The organism is Clostridium sp. D5, from assembly GCF_000190355.1.
Lineage (GTDB): Bacteria > Bacillota > Clostridia > Lachnospirales > Lachnospiraceae > Faecalicatena > Faecalicatena fissicatena_A.
In genome coordinates this window covers 370,827-389,335 of sequence record NZ_GL870809.1, presented here as the reverse complement: position 1 = coordinate 389,335, position 18,509 = coordinate 370,827, and the positions used below count along the sequence as shown (strand labels likewise).

Here is an 18,509-nt window from a genome sequence, read left to right as displayed (position 1 = left end):
AGGTATACGCTTCGTCTCTTTTTAAATCCTGTGCAATCTGCCTGCTATTCAATATAGATTTTCAATACCACAGGTTTATCATCTGTTTCAATATCGGCCGATACTTCCAGCGTATCCCGGAATTCGAAAAACGGTTTCACTTTCTGCCCCAATATTTCGATGTCGCGTATCGCTGTTCTCAGATATTTGATGCTTGCCATAGACTTTATCTTAACCATGCCGTTTTCCGGCCACTTCATGACAATCGCATACACCACATCGGCCTTGCTGGTAAAACGGATATCCTCTGATGTGAACTCTTCTCTCTGGGTATCTGTAAACTCTCCGTCCGGTACCGCTGTCGGTCCTTCTCCGTATATTTTCCAGTACTTAGTATCGTAGATGGCTTCCCCGTTCGTCTCCATCCATTTTCCAATCTCCAGGAGAAGTCTTTCGTCTTCTTCCGGAATGGTTCCATCGGGCTTTGGTCCGATATTCAGAAGAAGCGATCCGTTTTTGCTGACCACATCTACCAGATTACACAGGATGTCTTTCGCATCTTTGTACACATTGTTTTTTGTATATCCCCAGGAATTCTTTGCCACGGAGGTATCATTCTGCCAGAAGTCCGGGCTGATATCTCCCATCTGCCCTCTTTCAACGTCTTTTACTACGCTGCCGTGTACAAATGCGTCAAACTTTGCATTAATCGCTACATCTGCGCCCCACTTTTCGGCCTGGTTGTAGTAATAAGCAGCAAATTTCCTCAGATAGGGCTTAAATGCATAAGTCTGTATCCACCAGTCAAAATAAAGATCCTTTGGCCGATAGCGGTCCACCAGCTCGCAGGTTCTGACAAGCCAGTCTTCCAGAAATTCTTTGTCCGGCGGATTATCCATGAAATCCCCCCATGCCCGGGTAGGACCGGCTGCGGGGCCGTAAAAATCCGCATATTCCTCATCATTTACATCCGCCTCCGGTATTTCTCTGCCCAGGTTATAGAACCACCAGTGCTCCGCACGGTGTGAGGAGGTCGTAAACACCATACCCTGCGCTTCAACCGCTTCCTTTAATTCCCCCAGTACGTCTCTCTTTGGGCCCATCTGTTTTGCATTCCATTTACTGAGTTCGCTGTCATACATCTGAAAGCCATCCGTATGCTCTCCTACCGGCATCACATATCTTGCCCCTGCTTTCTTAAAAAGCCTGGCCCAGGCAGCCGGGTCAAATTTTTCTGCTTTGAACATTGGAATAAAGTCTTTGTATCCAAATTCGCTCAATTCTCCATAGTTTTCCACATGATAGTTGTACTCTGCAGAACCTTTCCTGTATACATTCCGTGAATACCACTCATCGCGGAATGCCGGAACGCTGTATATTCCCCAGTGTATGAAAATTCCAAACTTGGCATCCCGGTACCACTTCGGAACCGGGTGTGTGCACAGGGATTCCCAGGTATCCTGATACGGCCCCTCACTGATGACTCTCTCTATTTTTTCTAAATAATCCTGTCTATTCATTATCGTTTTCCCTTTCTTTCTCAAATAAAACCCTGTCACTCTATCCCATCCAGTTTCCGCCGCTCTTTTATAACAGACTAACCCTTCACGGCTCCGGATGTCATGCCTTCCACAATATATTTCTGCAGGCAGAGATATAAGATAATCACGGGCAGAATTGTAATCACCAGCATCGCAAATACATAGTTCCAGTTTCTGGAATACTGTCCGAAGAAATTATATACCATAAGCGGTATGGTCCATTTTTCCGAAGAATCCAGATAAAACAGAGGTATCATAAAATTATTCCATGTCTGGATGGCAGTCACGATCAAGTTAGTTATCATGATCGGCTTCATAATTGGCATAATAATCAAAAAAATAAGCCTGAGCGGCCCGCAGCCGTCTATCATTGCCGCTTCGTCAATTTCCCGCGGCACGCCTTTGATAAAACTGGAAAAAGTCATTACCGTAAATGGCAGCTGAATCGCGGCATAGATTAAAACAACGCCAACTCTGGAACCGTATAGATTCAGAAACTTTAACAGTGCGAATGTGGTCGCGATCTGGAAAGAGACTGTAAGCCCCAATATAAAGTAATTATAGATCGCCGTGGACACCCTGCCTCTGCTCCGTCCCACATAGATGCCTGCAAGAGCACCAAAAAGCAGTACAAGTACAGTGGCCGCAGCAGTCATAATAAAGCTGTTAAAATATCCGGTTAAAACATGTCCCTTTTCAAGTACATATGTATAATTGGACCATTCTATCACAGAGGGCAGGCTCAGATCGAAACGAATCGCCTCCTCTTTTGGTTTCAGAGATCCCAACACCATCATTACAATCGGAATTAAGTAAATGCAGGTAATCAGTATGAGCAGAATCATTTTCAGTACATTGTTTTTCTTCTTCATTATAATTCTACCTCCCTCTTCCTGAAAAATCCGTTCAGTGCAAAAGAGACTATGATTACCAATATCGTAAGTATAATGCTGGCCGCACTTGATTCGCCCAGATACCCCAGACTGAACGCCTTAAATCCATATGTGCTCAAAACCTGTGTATCTGTCCCCGGCCCCCCATTCGTCAATACGTATATAATGTCAAATACTTTCATCCCGCCCGCAACGTTCAGCGTTACATTTACGGTAATCGCAGGCATAATAAGTGGCAGTGTAATACTGGTAAACTGTTTGATTCTGGAGGCGCCCTCCGTACTGGCGGCTTCATAATAATCCCGGGGGATTGCCTGAAGGCCCGATATAAATACAAACATATTAAATCCCGCCCACATCCAACTTTCGATCAGAATAATCCAGGTCATCGCCGTGCCATACTGCCCCAGCCATTCTCTCTGAAATGAGGTCAGGTGCAGCATTTCCAGCAGGTTATTCAGCAGTCCGTTCTTCGCTAATATAGCGGTAAATAACACGCCTATGACAGTCATACTGAGAACACATGGAAGATAGAAAATCGTCCGGAAGATCGTATTGCCTTTAAATGGCTTTACCAGCGCCAATGCAAGTGCAAGCCCGAAAACGACCTTTAAAACGGTTGTTGCAATGGCATACAGAAAACTATTGAACAAAGATTTCATAAAAACCGGGTCTTTTAAAATCTCTATAAAACTGGTCAGCCCGGCAAAAGAGGGCGATGTCCACCTGTTTACATTCCAGTCTGTAAATGCGAGCACCAGGCTCATTACAATCGGAATAATCACAAAAACCGAGTAGACTGCGATCGCAGGAATGGAGAGCCAGAAAGGATATCCGCCATGTTTCTTTTTTATCATTGTCTTACCTCCTGGCCACGGAGATACCGGAGCTTTTGTGCCGATATCCCCATGCCTCTATTTGTTTTACATTGCATTTTCCTTGAGGTACTTCTCTACATCGGCCTGGAAATTATCCAGTACCGCTTTTCCATCCATATTTCCTTTTGTCAGTGCCTCAAGATAATACGTCCAGAGCTTTTCGCTAAAGACAGGTTCGATGCTGCCCCAATGCAGATTCATCTCTGTAACATAGGTACCGGCGTCCATATGCTTCTGGTATAATTCCAGAATGTCTTCCGGAAGTTCGCCGCCTTCCACCCCTTCGAAGGCCGGCAGTCCCGGGGCATCTTCAAAGTACAGGTTCAGATAATCCGGTGTCGCAAAAGCCGCAAACATCTTCTTCACCATCTCAATGTTTTCACTGTCTTTTCCAGCTGCAAATCCACTTGTATAGCTCGAAATACTAATCTGGTCTTTTTCGTCAAAAGGAAGAGGCACATTGAATACCCCAAATCTGGTATCCGGGAACATTGCCTGGTTAGAAGGAATCATAAAGGCTTCGCCCATGAGCATTGCGCCCTTCTGATCACTTAACTCTACCCATGCATCATCCCATGAAAGGGTTGCTATGTCGTCATTAAAGTATCCTTTTTCCTTGATATCCAGCAGATTGTCGATTACTTCAGCCATTTCCGGGTAGTCGCTGAACTTTTTCTCACCATTTAATACTGCCTCTGTCATCTCTACGGCAGCCTCGTCTGACCCCAGCGCACGTGCATATCCATTGGTCATCCATATCTGAGGCACCCAGGCATCACTGGCAAGCAGAATCGGGCTGACGCCCATCTCTTTGATCTGCTGGCAGAGTGCATCGAATTCCTCTGTGGTCTCTGGAATGCTTAGATTATTTTCTTCGAAAAAATCTTTATTGTATAAGAAACATTGGTATCCTGAGTTCGCCTTCAGCGGAAATCCGTACTGTTTTCCATCGACCTGTGACACCTCCGGCTGCAGGAGTTCATCAACCCACGCTTCATCCGAAAAATCATACAGCTCCGTCTCCGGGTCCAGATAATTATAAAGATGCGGTATATTATACTGGATAATATCCGGCAATTCCCCGGAAGCCTGCTTCATCTGCAGGATATTTAAGTACTGGTCGTCAGGTATCACCTGTGCGTCTACTTTAATATTCTCCTCTTCTTCCAGTTTTTCAAACATACGCTGTAATCCGTCATTATTCTGGCTCTGGATCAGCAGTGCGGAAATCTTTCCGCCCTCAGAGGTCTTCGTTTCTTTTTCGTCACTCTTTCCGCAGCCTGTAATGAGGGCACTTCCCAAAAGGGCGGTGCTTAAAACCGCTGCAATTCCTCTCGTTAAAGCTTTCTTTTTCATTTTCATTCCTCCTCGTATTTTATTAATAATTATTTTTATATTGAAACACCGGTTTCTCTTCATCATCCCATTCAAGTTTCATTCTATAGGTATGACGATTCGGGTCATACAGAGGGTCTCCCTGAATTTCATCATATTGCCTCGCATGATAAAACATAATCTCTGCCTGATCGTCCCCGCTTTTTACAAATGAATTATGTCCGGGACCGTATATCCCCTTTGTGAAATCACTTGACAGCACCGGCTGCCGGCTTTTTTCCCAATTTCCTGGATCCAGTATATCTGCTTCTCCATCAATACTCAGCATTCCCATGCAGTAGCATTTACCCGTAGCACTTGCGGAATATGTGAGAAAGATTTTGCCTCCGCGTTTCACCACCGCAGGCCCTTCATTTACCCAAAAATCAATCCTCTCCCAGTCATAATCCGGTGATGACAGAAGTACCTGCTCTGTCTTGAATTTTAATGGTGACTCCATTTCCGCTATATATAAATTTGATATTTTCTTTCCGGTGCTTACCTTTTCAGCCCATACACAGTAAAGTCTCTCTTTATGAGTGAACACCGTCATGTCCAGAGAGAAGTCCTGGAATGTAAATGCATCAGCCGCCTCTATCATGCCTCTCTCTATCCACTTATCTTTCAGCGGATCCTCTCCTGTGCATTCCAGCACATAGGGGCGAATGTCCCAGATGCTGTCTTTATCTCCCGCCGCATAGTAAATATACCATTTTCCCTGAATATAGTGTATCTCAGGAGCCCAGATATGTATACTCATTCTTCCGTTTTCGTGCCGCCTCCAGATCGTTGTTTCCTCTGCGCTTTGAAGCCCGTCCAGCGACTTGGCACGCCTTAATACAATCCTGTCGTATTCCGGCACAGATGCTGTAAAATAGTAATTGCCGCTTTTATCCTTCATGACATATGGGTCTGCTCTCTGCCTGATAAAAGGCTGGTTAAACTCTGTATTTTGATAACTGCTGCTGTTCACATCTTTCCTCCCTCTGATTGTTCGGCCTGTATCCGGGCCGGCCTCATTGTTCCATATTTTTTTGCCATTTAATTTGCTGATGTTTTATAACAATCCGCTTTTTTGTACCTCAATCCGAATCATATTCCACGATAATTCCGGCAGCTCTATATCTGCTTTTTTGCCGGTTTTCTCTGTCTTTCCATTCCTGTGCGGCTTAACACCTGTATGGTTTAAAGAGTTTACAGCCTTTGGATCTTCTGATTCCATCACTACATGCTCGATTATTTGACGGCACTCAAGTCCCTGCATTTCAAGACTGATATATTTCTTTTTAGCGTCATCTCTGTTTATTGCAAATATGACTAATTCCGAATCAGGTTCATTATATACGGCAGCATAGTCCAAATCTTCTTTTTCGCCTTCTATAATACGGCAGTCCAGCACTACGCCCTTCCCGTGGTTCGCCACATGGGTGAAGGGATAGTAGATTGGCTGATACCAGATCCCTCCGTTTTTTTCGGTCATGATCATGGCGCTTACATTTGTAAGAAGCGACTGGCATGCTATTTTTACTCTGTCTGCATTTTTCAGCAGTGCAAGCAGCATCCCTCCAAAGAGCAGGCTGTCTTCAAAAGTGTATATCATCTCGCTGATCTCCGGCGCCAGCTCCCACGAATTCGTTTTACACTGTTCGGCCACTTCCTGCGCCCGATACGCCCACACGCCCCATTCATCGAAACTGATATTGATTTTATGATCCGAGCGTTTTTTTGCTCTCACAAAATCACATGCCGAAACCACGTCCTTGATATACCTGTCCATCTCGTCGGCCTGCGCCAGAAACGATTTTGTGCCTTTTTCCTGGCCTGCAAAGTACTGGTGAAGGGAGATATAGTCTACATACTCATAAGTATGTTCCAGTACTGTTTCTTCCCATTGAGGAAAGGTCTCCATTGTATTCAGGGAACTTCCACATACCGACAATTCTACGGCAGGGTCTATGATTTTCATCACTTTGGCTGTCTCGGCCGCCAGGCGTCCATACTCTTCCGCGGTTTTATGGCCGATCTGCCAGGAACCGTCCATCTCGTTTCCCAGGCACCACATTTTTACATTATAGGGTTCTTCTCTTCCATTTTTCCGCCTGAGATCGCTATATTTTGTGCCTTTTGGGAAGTTGCAGTACTCTAAGTAATGAACCGCATCTTCGATCCCCCTGCTCCCCAGATTCACCGCAAGCATTGGGGTTATCTCCGCTTTTTTTGCCCATCGGAAGAATTCATCTGTACCAAATTCGTTGGTTTCTATTGCCCTCCAGGCAAGCTCCAGACAATGGGGCCTGTCTTGTTTTGGACCGATTCCGTCCTCCCAATGATAACAGGAAACAAAGTTGCCGCCAGGATATCTAACCTGTGTAATCCCCGCATTCTTTACGGCATCCAGGACATCTTGCCGAAAGCCGTCCTCGTCCGCCAACGGATGTGAGGGTTCATATACTCCCCCATATACGACTCTCCCCATATGTTCAAGAAAACTCCCGTACAGCCTGGGGTCAATTTTCCCTGCGGTATATGCCGTATTTAATAATATTTTTGTATTCACATCACTGTCCTCCCTTAATCGCACTCCACTGTATTTACTCTTTTAAGCCGTCTCATATGCGAATCCATATTTGTTATCATTTATCTATGTTTGGAATTATATAAGAAATTTAGAATTTATAGAATGTAATTTAAGCAACAGCAACATGTAAGATTTGCAACAAGACATTTTTTGCATATACTAATAAAAAAGGAATTTATCTATATGGCCAATACAACTTTTACTCCAATCACCGGCATGATCAGAAATATCACGCCTTTTTCGGGCGAGTGCTGCAGCCAGCTCATCAGCCTGCTGACAGACAATGGTCCTGTTAACTTTGTAGCTTCTCCCAATACCTACATTGTTAACAATACTTTTTTGCTGCCAGGTATGCGCGTCACTGCTTTTTATGACCCTAACCAGCCCGTACCGCTGATTTTTCCGCCTCAGTACCGTGCGGCTGTTATCAGTGTGGCAATGCGCAATGAACAGATTGCCTATGGATTTTTTGACAGAAATCTGCTGGCCGCAGATCAGTCACTGCAGTTAAATATCGGCCCATCAACCAATGTAGTAACAGGAAATGGGCAGAGGTTTAACTGTTCTATAGGGGGACGCAACCTGATTGTTTTTTACAGCAATACGACAAGGAGCATTCCGCCTCAGACAACACCGAGAAAAATCATTGTTCTCTGCTGATTGACCCTTTCTGACATTTACAGGTTATTTTGAACGCAAAAAACCGCAGTCCCTGATTACTCTAGGACTGCGGTATTTTATTTAGATTGTATGATTGTAAATCAACGATTAATCGAGGATTTTAGCAACCTTTCCTGATCCAACTGTACGTCCACCTTCACGGATAGCGAATCCAAGACCCTCTTCCATAGCTACTGGGTGAATCAGTTCGATTGTCATCTCTACGTTATCTCCAGGCATGCACATCTCAACACCTTCCGGCAGATCGCAAACACCTGTTACGTCTGTTGTTCTGAAGTAGAACTGTGGTCTGTAGTTGTTGAAGAATGGTGTATGACGTCCACCTTCATCTTTTGTCAGAACGTATACCTGAGCTGTAAATTTCTTGTGGCATTTTACTGTACCTGGTTTGATCAGAACCTGTCCTCTTTCGATTTCAGTTCTCTGAACACCACGAAGCAGAGCTCCGATGTTGTCACCAGCCTGAGCATCATCAAGAAGTTTACGGAACATCTCGATACCTGTTACAACAGTTTTCTTAACTTCTTCTTTGATACCGATGATTTCAACTTCATCAGATACGTGAAGTGTTCCACGCTCTACTCTACCTGTAGCAACCGTACCACGTCCTGTGATAGAGAATACGTCCTCTACAGGCATCAGGAATGGCTTATCTGTATCACGCTGCGGATCTGGAACCCAGCTGTCAACAGCATCCATAAGTTCCATGATCTTGTCTCCCCATTCTCCTGAAGGATCTTCGAGAGCTTTCAGTGCAGAACCCTGGATAATCGGTGTGTCGTCTCCCGGGAATTCATACTCGTCAAGGAGTTCACGGATTTCCATCTCTACTAATTCAAGAAGTTCTTCATCGTCTACCATGTCACATTTGTTCATGAATACAACGATGTAAGGTACACCTACCTGACGTGACAGAAGGATGTGCTCTTTTGTCTGAGCCATAACTCCGTCAGTAGCAGCTACAACAAGGATAGCTCCGTCCATCTGAGCAGCACCTGTGATCATGTTCTTTACATAGTCAGCATGTCCTGGGCAGTCAACGTGTGCATAGTGACGTTTGTCTGTCTCATACTCAACGTGAGCTGTAGAAATTGTGATACCACGTTCTCTTTCCTCTGGAGCTTTATCGATGTTTTCGAAATCAACTGCTGCGTTACCAGCAACTCTCTGAGAAAGTGTCTTTGTAATAGCAGCTGTTAATGTTGTTTTACCATGGTCAACGTGTCCAATGGTACCAATATTAGCATGTGGTTTTGTTCTTTCAAATTTAGCTTTTGCCATTTTGAATAATCCTCCTTAATATATAGCCTATTTACAGGCATTTTATTGGTTTTCGCTTTTACTCGGCTAATTCTGATTATATTTCAAAAGCCCGGGTTTTTCAAGCCTTTTTATGATATTTAGGCATTTTTATTCGTTAATACTTTTTCCTGTACAGACTTCGGTACTGCCTCATAGCTCTCGAAGAACATTGAGTAGTTTCCACGTCCCTGAGTTCTGGAACGAAGGTCTGTAGAATAGCCAAACATCTCGGACAGTGGCACGAATGCGCGGACAATTTTACCGCCGCCCAGATCATCCATACCTTCAATACGTCCACGTCGGGAATTGATATCACCAATGATATCTCCCATATATTCTTCAGGCATTGTTACTTCCACTTTCATGATTGGCTCAAGAAGTACTGGTGAAGATTTTCTCATGGCATCCTTGAATGCGAGAGAACCGGCAATGTGGAATGCCATTTCACTTGAATCGACTTCATGGTAAGAACCATCATATACAGTCGCATGAACACCAACAACCGGGAATCCTCCGAGTACACCGGACTTCATAGCTTCCTCGATACCCTGGCCTACAGCCGGAATATATTCTTTTGGAATAGATCCGCCGACTACGCTGGAGTCGAACTTGTAGATTTCTTCTCCGTTGACATCCATAGGTTCAAATTTAACTTTACAGTGTCCGTACTGTCCACGTCCACCTGACTGTTTTGCATACTTGCTGTCTACATCAACAGGTTTTGTGAAGGACTCTTTGTAAGCAACCTGAGGTGCACCTACATTAGCCTCTACCTTGAACTCACGCAGAAGTCTGTCTACGATGATTTCCAGATGGAGCTCACCCATACCTGCGATGATTGTCTGTCCTGTCTCTTTATCTGTGTGTGCACGGAATGTCGGGTCTTCCTCTGCAAGTTTTGCAAGGGATTCTCCAAGCTTGCCCTGTGACGCCTTTGTTTTCGGCTCGATTGCGAGCTCGATAACCGGCTCTGGGAATTCCATGGACTCCAGGATAACCGGATGCTGTTCATCACAGATGGTATCACCTGTTGTTGTGAACTTGAATCCGATGGCAGCTGCGATATCTCCTGCATATACTTTATCCAGCTCAGCTCTCTTGTTGGCATGCATCTGAAGGATACGTCCAACACGTTCTTTTTTGCCTTTTGTTGCATTCAGCACGTAAGAACCTGAATTTATAGAACCTGAGTATACTCTGAAGTAAGCAAGCTTACCTACAAACGGGTCTGTCATAATCTTAAATGCCAGTGCGGAGAACGGTTCCTCATCAGATGAATGTCTCACTACGCTGTTTCCGTCTTCATCCGTACCTTCGATCGGCGGGATATCTGTCGGAGCCGGCATATATTCGATGACTGCATCCAATAATTTCTGAACACCTTTGTTTCTGTATGCTGTACCGCAGCATACCGGAACAGCTGTACACTCGCATGTTCCCTTTCTCAGGGCTGCTTTGAGTGCTTCAACAGAAGGCTCTTCGCCCTCCAGGTATTCTAACATCAGATCGTCGTCTAATTCGCAGATCTTCTCGACTAATTCTGTACGATACAGTTCTGCGTCGTCTTTCATATCGTCCGGAACCTCTTCCACAGAAATGTCTTCGCCTTTATCATCATGATAGATATAAGCCTTCATCTCCATTAAGTCGATGATTCCTTTGAATTCATCTTCTTTGCCGATCGGCAGCTGAAGACAAATAGCATTTTTACCAAGTCTGTTCTTGATCTGCTCTACAGCATTGTAGAAATCAGCTCCCAGAATGTCCATCTTATTGATGAACGCCATTCTCGGTACATTGTATGTGTCAGCCTGACGCCATACGTTTTCTGACTGAGGCTCAACACCGCCCTTAGCACAGAATACACCTACGGCTCCATCCAGCACACGAAGCGAACGTTCAACTTCTACAGTAAAGTCAACGTGTCCCGGCGTGTCGATAATATTAATACGATGTTCCAGGGCACCTGCCTTTGGTTTTGTATTTTCTTCCAAAGTCCAGTGACATGTTGTAGCAGCTGAAGTAATTGTGATACCTCTCTCCTGTTCCTGCTCCATCCAGTCCATGGTAGCAGTACCTTCGTGAGTATCACCTATCTTATAGTTTACACCGGTATAATACAGGATACGCTCTGTCAGTGTTGTTTTACCAGCATCGATATGAGCCATGATACCTATATTTCTGGTTCTTTCTAGTGGATATTCTCTTCCAGCCAAGATTTTTTCCTCCTAATTAAAAACGGTAGTGAGCAAATGCTTTATTTGCTTCTGCCATCTTGTGCATATCTTCTTTCTTCTTCACTGATGAACCTGTGTTGTTGGCTGCATCAAAAATTTCATTTGCAAGCCTTTCTTCCATTGTCTTCTCGCCTCTGTTACGAGAATACGTTGTCAACCAGCGAAGTGCAAGAGCCTGTCTTCTCTCTGCTCTTACTTCGATCGGCACCTGATAAGTTGCACCACCGATACGTCTTGCCTTTACTTCGAGTACTGGCATGATATTGTTCATTGCTTCCTCGAATACCTCGATAGCCGGCTTATCAGCCTTTGCTTCAACTCTCTCAAACGCTCCGTATACAATCTTCTGTGCTACACCCTTCTTACCATCTAACATGATGTTGTTGATAAGTTTGGTAACAACCTTATTGTTGTATATTGGATCCGCTAATACATCTCTTTTTTGAGTATGTCCTTTACGTGGCACGGTCCTTCCCTCCTTAATCATTATTTCCGGTCTCTGCCGGGATTAATTCATCGGTACTCACATGTGTCTTTCTATGGAAATCGCGCTTCATGTGCTCGTGGCCGCGGGACCTGTATATAGAAGTCAGCGCTTAATCTTTTGCATTACATTAAGCGCCCTGCTTAAATCCGCAACCTACGATAATCATAGTTCTGTTTGTGATACGATTTAACTGTTTAGTTACATAATTTGCTAATTAGACTAACCATTTAAAGCCGCTTTTATTTATTTTGCGTCTTTTGGTCTCTTAGCGCCGTATTTAGAACGAGCCTGTCTTCTCTTAGCAACACCTGCTGTATCAAGTGTACCTCTGACGATATGGTATCTTGTACCTGGCAGGTCCTTAACTCTTCCTCCGCGGATCAGAACAACACTATGCTCCTGAAGGTTGTGTCCTTCTCCCGGGATATAGCTTGTTACTTCGATTCCGTTAGAGAGACGAACTCTGGCGATTTTTCTCAGAGCTGAGTTAGGCTTCTTAGGTGTAGCTGTTTTTACTGCTGTACATACACCCCTCTTCTGTGGTGCAGATACATTCGTAGCACGTTTCTGCAGAGAGTTGTATCCTTTCTGAAGTGCCGGTGCTGTTGATTTCTTTTCAGAAGTCTGACGTCCTTTTCTAACTAACTGGTTAAATGTTGGCATTCTTTTTCACCTCCTATGATTCTTTCGTTTCTTTCTCACTTATGTGGAAAGGGGTTGCAGATAATCGTAATTATCTTGATTTACGCGCCAAAAAATAATGCCTTTTTATGCACGCTAAATTAGTTTATTACGTTTTTACGGGAAAGTCAAGGGATTTTCAATAGATTTTAAGTATTTTACGGAACTTTTTTGTTTCTTGATATTCAAAGGGGTCAGACCCCTCTGCAAAAGGGTCAGACCCCTTTGCAGAAGGGACTGACCCCTCCGCGGAGATTCTAGTATGATTTGCCCCAGTATACCATATGCTTTGCCGGTTTTCCGCAGCATATACATACATCGGACAGATGCTCTTCGTCATCCGGAATACATCTGGATGATGCGCCTCCGGTCTGGGTTTTGATATCGTCTTCACATGCTTCATCACCGCACCACATTGCTTTGATGAATCCACGGTTTTCCTGGAACTTTTCGTTCATCTCTTCCATGGTCACCGCACTGTCAATGTGGGAATCCAGGAATGCTTTTGCTTTGTCAAACATCTCTTTCTGAATTGTTTCCAGGATTTCACCCAGTTTTGTTGTAATCTCATCTATGGATACGACGATCTTTTCTCTTGTATCGCGGCGGACTACTACTACCTGGTTGTTTTCAATGTCTTTTGGCCCGATTTCAATTCTGGTCGGGATTCCAAGCATCTCCTGCTCGCTGAATTTCCATCCGGGACTCTTTTCTGAATCGTCTATTTTGGCTTTGTAGCCTGCTGCCTTCAGTACATCAAGCAGTTCATTCGCTTTATCCAGGACGCCCTCTTTGTGCTGTGCAATCGGAATCACTCTAGTTTGCACAGGTGCAATTCGCGGCGGCAGTACCAGACCACTGTCATCACCGTGTACCATGATAATAGCGCCGATAATTCTGGTTGAGAGTCCCCATGATGTCTCATATACGCTGTGCAGCTCGTTGTTCTTATCTGCATATTTAATATCAAATGCATCCGGGAATGAGCTTCCGAAGAAATGGCTTGTAGCAGACTGCAGCGCTTTTCCGTCATGCATCAGTGCTTCCACTGTGTATGTGTCCTGTGCACCTGCAAACTTTTCGCTCTCTGTCTTCCGTCCGGAAAGCAGCGGAATCGCCAGATCATCCTGGATGAAGTCTCTGTATACGTCGCGCATGGTCAGAGTTCTCTGCTCCGCCTCTTCGTAAGTTGCGTGGATTGTATGACCTTCCTGCCACAGGAATTCTCTGGAACGTAAAAACGGTCTCGTCGTCTTTTCCCAGCGCAGTACAGAGCACCACTGGTTCCATACCTTCGGCAGATCTCTGTAGGACTGCACTGTCTTACTCCACAGGTCGCAGAACAACGTCTCAGAAGTAGGGCGGATGCAGAATCTTTCCTGCAGTCTCTCCAGCCCGCCGTGCGTCACCCAGGCTACCTCCGGAGCAAATCCCTCTATATGGTCGGATTCTTTCTGGAGCAGCGCCTCCGGAATCAGTACCGGAAGATAAACATTTTCTACCCCCGTATCTTTAAAACGTTTGTCAAGGTCGCTCTGAATATTTTCCCAGATTGCATATCCGTTGGGCAGATAATTCAGACAGCCTTTTACGCCTGAATAGTCGCACAGTTTTGCCTCACGGACCACATCCGTATACCACTGTGCAAAGTCCTCGTCTCTTGATGTGATCGATTCTACCAGTTTCTTTTCCTTTGCCATTATTATGTCTCCTTTTTCATTCTCCAGGGCCCCTGCCCCGTATTTGATATAATGGAAGTAATCTGTCCCGGCTGCAGTATGCCCGATTATAGCCGAAACGCCTCTTAGCATATAAATATATACAAAAACGCCGGGACCTTCTTCCCTTCCAAAAAGGGACCGAAAGTCTCGGCGGTACCACCCTAATTAACTGCATCCCCTGACACAGTTCACTCATACACCGTTAACGCCGGTTCTACGCCGTGTTTTCACACAGCAGCTCCCGGGCCGGTTCTATGCATTTCCTGCAGAAGCCTCGCACCTGATTGCTTCCTCTCTGTGACATTTCGTGCATATACTAATCCCGTTCATCGCCTGTAGTAACTGTGATTCTACTCGAAAAAGCCCTTTTTGTCAAGGCGCTCTCTTTTGAAAAACTCAGGATAAAATATCTCAAATCCTGGATCTGCATACTGCCGTTTTTCTTTCCACGGCGTCCCGTACTCTTTTCAGACAAAATGTTAACCCTGTACCTGCATCAGCTTCTGTTTCAGTTCGCCTTCCAGCCGCAGCATCTCCTGTTCCGCCTCCCGGCGTTTCTGCCGCCCCTCCTGCTGGATATGCATTACCTCGTCCAGAGTAGAGATCAGGGATTCATTCGTCATCTTGAGGGTTTCAATATCCACAATGCCGCGCTCCGACTCTTTTGCAGTTTCAATAGTTGCCATTTTTAGTTTCTCTGCATTCTTACGCAGCAGCTGATTCGTCATATCTGTCACTTCACGTTGGGCCGCTGCTGCCTGCGCTGAATGTTCCACACCAAGTGCAAGTACCATCTGGCTCTTCCACAGCGGAATGGTATTTACAATCGTAGACTGGATTTTCTCTACCATAAGAGTATCGTTCCCCTGTACGAGCCGGATCTGCGGCGCAGTCTGGATAGAAATTGTACGTGTCAGCTCCAGATCATGTATTTTCTTTTCAAACCGGTTGCACATAGAGTCCAGATCTCTCGCTGCCTGTGCATCTTCTGGCAGCCCATCTCTCTGCGCCTTGTTCAGCAGCTCCGGCAGTTTCGTAGTGCGGATCTCCTGAAGCTTTTTCTTGCCTGCCAGTATATACATGGACAGTTCTTTAAAATAGGTAAGATTCACTTCATACATCTTATCCAGTATCGCAATGTCTTTTAACAGCTGTACCTGATGGTTTTCCAGAACTTTACATATCTGGTTGATATTGGTCTCCGCCTTCGCATACTTTGACTTCATAGCGGTTATCTTATTGGAAGTCTTCTTAAATATGCCCAAAAATCCCTTTTCTTCTTCTTCATCAAAATCCTTCAGCTCTTTCACTACACCAGACAGAAGATCTCCGATCTCTCCCAGATCTTTTGTCTTTACATTCTCCAGCGCTGTCTCAGAAAAGTCCGCCATCTTCTTCTGTGTGCCTGCCCCATACTGAAGAATCACGGAAGAGTTGGTCAGGTCGATCTGATTGGCAAAATTTTCGACAGCCCTTCTCTCTTCTTCTGTCAGAATGTTGTCGTCGAAAACAACTTCTTCCTTCTCCACAGTCTCTACAACCTGTTTTTGTTCCTGAAATGGTTCCAGGGTCAGTTCAGGGGTTGCTGCAAATCCTTCAAATTCGTTGTTCATTTTACTTCCTCCATCTGGTAAGTCTGAATCTAACCTCTCTTATTTTTTATAGCTATGAGCACTTAGTGACCGTGCTTTGGTCACTTACGTGCGATGCATTAAAAATTGTTGGCGGGGTTCTTTCGCAACTTACTATTTTTTAAAGTCATCCTTTGTAAGTCCTTCCTGGGCCAGCATGGTGTTCAGAACGGATATGTCGGCTGAAACATTCCATGCCGTATCCTGGAACAGACTGTCCAGCAGTTTCTCAAACGCTGCATTTAATGTTTCCAGAGTTTTCTCGATCTCACTCTTGGACGAAATAATATTCGCGCCCTGTACCGGCTGGGCATCCAGCTCCTCATAGGCTTCCAGAAGCTTGACGGTGGTCGGCAGATAGTACTCCATCATACGGCGGATATCCGGTACATTTTCCGGATTCTGCTCTACCCGGTCAAAAATCCGGTCCACAAGAGTCTCTATCCGGGATATCTTTGCCGAAATCTCCTCCCCCGGAATAGCATCGTTGCATTCATGAATCTTCTTAATATATTCGTCCCCAGCTTTGATAACTTCCTGTACCTGCGGATCCAGGTTCTTGTTCTCTTCTGCCTGACGCGCCTTCTCCAGCCGTTCTTCCTGTTTCTGCTTTTCCATGCGCTGCATCAGTTCTGTATACTGGGTGTATGCCTCATTACTGACGATCAGACAGGTTCTCTGGCTGTCCAGATGACCCTGCCGGAACCATCCCCTGTTTATCATTTTTTCAATATCTTTTGCGATATACTTTGGAGATCTCCTCAAACGCTGCGCCAGTTCCTTGATCTCGCAGTAGTCTTTGCCTTCCATCTCCCGGATATATGCGCGGAAGCGTTTCACTTTTCTAAGAAGATTTGTCCCGACACCTGCCAGTATCACACCAGCCGCTATGAAAACTCCAATTACGCATGCGGTCACCCGGAAATTGCTGCTGAAATCATACGCAGTAATCCCCACAACCAGCACAAGTATCAACATTAAGAGCATGGAAATCCCCAGTGTATAACCTGTCACAGCCAGAACTATCCCTCCGGCTTTCGTACCGGTTGTCCTGACAAACAGGCTGGAATTTTTCTGGACAGTCGGAGAGTTCTGCGCGGTCTGATACTGCCAGCTTGCGCCCCTGGCGCGCTCCTGCCATCTTTGATCTCTTCTTTGGTCCCGTCTCTGTTCCCGTCTTTGTCTGGAATCCGGGTTCCAGCGATAGTCTGCATTCCCTTGTCCGGAGTCCCCCTGATACCTGTATGTATTTCCGCCGGACCGCCGGCTGCCATTCTGCCAGGATTGATTTTTAAAGTTCTGCGCAGTCTTGTCCACTGCATCACCTACAGCGTCCCCCATCGTGTGCAGCCCCTTCTCCAGTCCATCCATGGCATTATTGACAGTATTTGTAATTGTCTGATTTAATCTGTTAAAATCCTGGGAATCCACAGCATCCTGCACCGTCCTGCGGATATCCTCTCCAAATCTTTCCCAATCCTGGTTCCTCATCTTTTCCACCTACCTTGTCAGTATATATACAAAAAATCCTGCATAAAACAGCACAAACATACAGCCTTCCAGTTTTGACAGCCCTTTTCTGCTGATAGAGCACACATACACCAGGAAGCTGGCTACGATCAGGATCATCGTATCCTGAACAGCAAAAGAATTAACAGTTATTGGCATAATTGACGCAGAAGCCCCGAGGATTAACAGAATGTTAAATATATTAGAGCCAACCACGTTGCCAAGTGCGAGATCATTTTCTCCCTTTTTGGCTGCTACCATAGAAGTTACCAGCTCGGGCAGGGAAGTCCCCAGTGCTACTATAGAAAGTCCGATAAATGTCTGGCTTAACCCGAAACTCAGTGCAATCTCTGTCGCACTGTCCACAACAAAGTTGCCGCCGATAATTATGCCAGCTATTCCAATTACAATATACCCCACACTGCGAAGTGGAGTCAAGACTTCATATTCTTCCACCGGCTCACCTGACTGTGCAATCTGCCTGCGGGAGCGCATAGCATCCAGCACTGCAAAGCAGACAAACACGATAAACAATACAAGGAGAAGGATTCCCACGCCCCTTGTAAGTACGTACTCTCTGCCCTGTTCAAATATGCCGCTGAAACGAAACCCTGTCAGACCCAGTAATAAAATTAACGTTATTATTATAGAAAAAGGAAACTCTCTCTTCAGTATTGACCACTTCACCTGAATCGGACGCACCAGGGCACTTGCCCCCAGTACAACCAGCAGGTTAAATATATTCGAGCCGATCACATTGCTGACTGCCAGATCATTTTTCCCCTGAAGGGCAGCCGTTATGCTGACGGAGGCTTCCGGCATGCTTGTCCCAAAAGCAACGATTGTCAGACCAATGACAATGGAAGGCACCCTCAATATTTTTGCAATGCTTGAACTTCCGTCTACAAAAAAATCTGCCCCTTTTATCAGCAGAAAAAAACCTATTAGTAACAGCAGATATGTTATCATACTTGACCTCGCTTTTCTTTTATACGATAATCAGTGTAGTCAGATTTT

The 18,509-nt window shown here is 45.2% G+C and carries 15 protein-coding genes and 1 other annotated feature; of the genes, 1 reads left to right on the top strand and 14 read right to left on the bottom strand.

Annotated elements, in window-relative coordinates:
* Positions 1-44: 44 nt before the first annotated feature.
* From HMPREF0240_RS01605 to HMPREF0240_RS01580, 6 genes are all read right to left on the bottom strand, one after another.
* Entirely contained in the window at positions 45-1,499 is a 1,455-nt protein-coding gene (locus HMPREF0240_RS01605) for an alpha-L-fucosidase (protein WP_035312230.1), read from the bottom strand.
* Between the two features lie 77 nt (positions 1,500-1,576).
* Positions 1,577-2,392: a carbohydrate ABC transporter permease gene (locus HMPREF0240_RS01600; RefSeq protein WP_009001714.1), complete on the bottom strand. Its 816-nt coding sequence runs from the start codon at positions 2,390-2,392 to the stop codon at positions 1,577-1,579.
* Complete coding sequence (locus HMPREF0240_RS01595; protein ID WP_009001713.1) at positions 2,392-3,270, bottom strand: sugar ABC transporter permease; 879 nt, start codon at positions 3,268-3,270, stop codon at positions 2,392-2,394. Before HMPREF0240_RS01595 ends, HMPREF0240_RS01600 begins: the two co-directional genes overlap by 1 nt.
* Positions 3,271-3,336: 66 nt before the next feature.
* On the bottom strand, positions 3,337-4,647 hold the full coding sequence (locus HMPREF0240_RS01590) for an ABC transporter substrate-binding protein (protein ID WP_035312229.1): 1,311 nt from the start codon (positions 4,645-4,647) through the stop codon (positions 3,337-3,339).
* 22 nt (positions 4,648-4,669) lie between these two features.
* The gene (locus HMPREF0240_RS01585) at positions 4,670-5,638 is read right to left on the bottom strand and encodes a family 43 glycosylhydrolase (protein WP_009001711.1); all 969 of its coding nucleotides are present in this window, start codon (positions 5,636-5,638) and stop codon (positions 4,670-4,672) included.
* A gap of 84 nt (positions 5,639-5,722) precedes the next feature.
* Positions 5,723-7,222: an alpha-N-arabinofuranosidase gene (locus HMPREF0240_RS01580; protein ID WP_009001710.1), complete on the bottom strand. Its 1,500-nt coding sequence runs from the start codon at positions 7,220-7,222 to the stop codon at positions 5,723-5,725.
* Between the two features lie 204 nt (positions 7,223-7,426).
* On the opposite strand from HMPREF0240_RS01580, the gene HMPREF0240_RS01575 reads away from it, so the two are divergent.
* A complete protein-coding gene (locus tag HMPREF0240_RS01575; RefSeq protein WP_009001709.1) occupies positions 7,427-7,903 on the top strand; it encodes a hypothetical protein in 477 nt (158 codons plus the stop codon).
* Between the two features lie 108 nt (positions 7,904-8,011).
* Here the strand turns inward: HMPREF0240_RS01575 and tuf are convergent, their stop codons facing one another.
* The 8 genes from tuf to HMPREF0240_RS01535 form a co-directional block, all read right to left on the bottom strand.
* On the bottom strand, positions 8,012-9,205 hold the full coding sequence (tuf, locus tag HMPREF0240_RS01570) for an elongation factor Tu (RefSeq protein WP_009001708.1): 1,194 nt from the start codon (positions 9,203-9,205) through the stop codon (positions 8,012-8,014).
* Between the two features lie 119 nt (positions 9,206-9,324).
* Complete coding sequence (gene fusA / locus HMPREF0240_RS01565) at positions 9,325-11,442, bottom strand: elongation factor G (protein WP_009001707.1); 2,118 nt, start codon at positions 11,440-11,442, stop codon at positions 9,325-9,327.
* Between the two features lie 16 nt (positions 11,443-11,458).
* Positions 11,459-11,929, bottom strand: a complete 471-nt coding sequence (gene rpsG / locus HMPREF0240_RS01560; RefSeq protein ID WP_035312228.1) for a 30S ribosomal protein S7 — start codon at positions 11,927-11,929, stop codon at positions 11,459-11,461.
* A gap of 264 nt (positions 11,930-12,193) precedes the next feature.
* Positions 12,194-12,613: a 30S ribosomal protein S12 gene (rpsL, locus tag HMPREF0240_RS01555; protein WP_009001705.1), complete on the bottom strand. Its 420-nt coding sequence runs from the start codon at positions 12,611-12,613 to the stop codon at positions 12,194-12,196.
* Positions 12,614-12,888: 275 nt separating this feature from the next.
* Complete coding sequence (gene proS / locus HMPREF0240_RS01550) at positions 12,889-14,331, bottom strand: proline--tRNA ligase (RefSeq protein WP_009001704.1); 1,443 nt, start codon at positions 14,329-14,331, stop codon at positions 12,889-12,891.
* A gap of 151 nt (positions 14,332-14,482) precedes the next feature.
* Positions 14,483-14,691 (bottom strand) — a binding site (T-box leader).
* Between the two features lie 140 nt (positions 14,692-14,831).
* Positions 14,832-15,965, bottom strand: coding sequence for a toxic anion resistance protein (locus HMPREF0240_RS01545; RefSeq protein ID WP_009001702.1), 1,134 nt, complete (start codon positions 15,963-15,965; stop codon positions 14,832-14,834).
* Between the two features lie 132 nt (positions 15,966-16,097).
* Positions 16,098-17,474: a 5-bromo-4-chloroindolyl phosphate hydrolysis family protein gene (locus tag HMPREF0240_RS01540; protein WP_009001701.1), complete on the bottom strand. Its 1,377-nt coding sequence runs from the start codon at positions 17,472-17,474 to the stop codon at positions 16,098-16,100.
* A gap of 9 nt (positions 17,475-17,483) precedes the next feature.
* Positions 17,484-18,461, bottom strand: coding sequence for a calcium/sodium antiporter (locus HMPREF0240_RS01535; RefSeq protein WP_009001700.1), 978 nt, complete (start codon positions 18,459-18,461; stop codon positions 17,484-17,486).
* Positions 18,462-18,509: the final 48 nt, after the last annotated feature.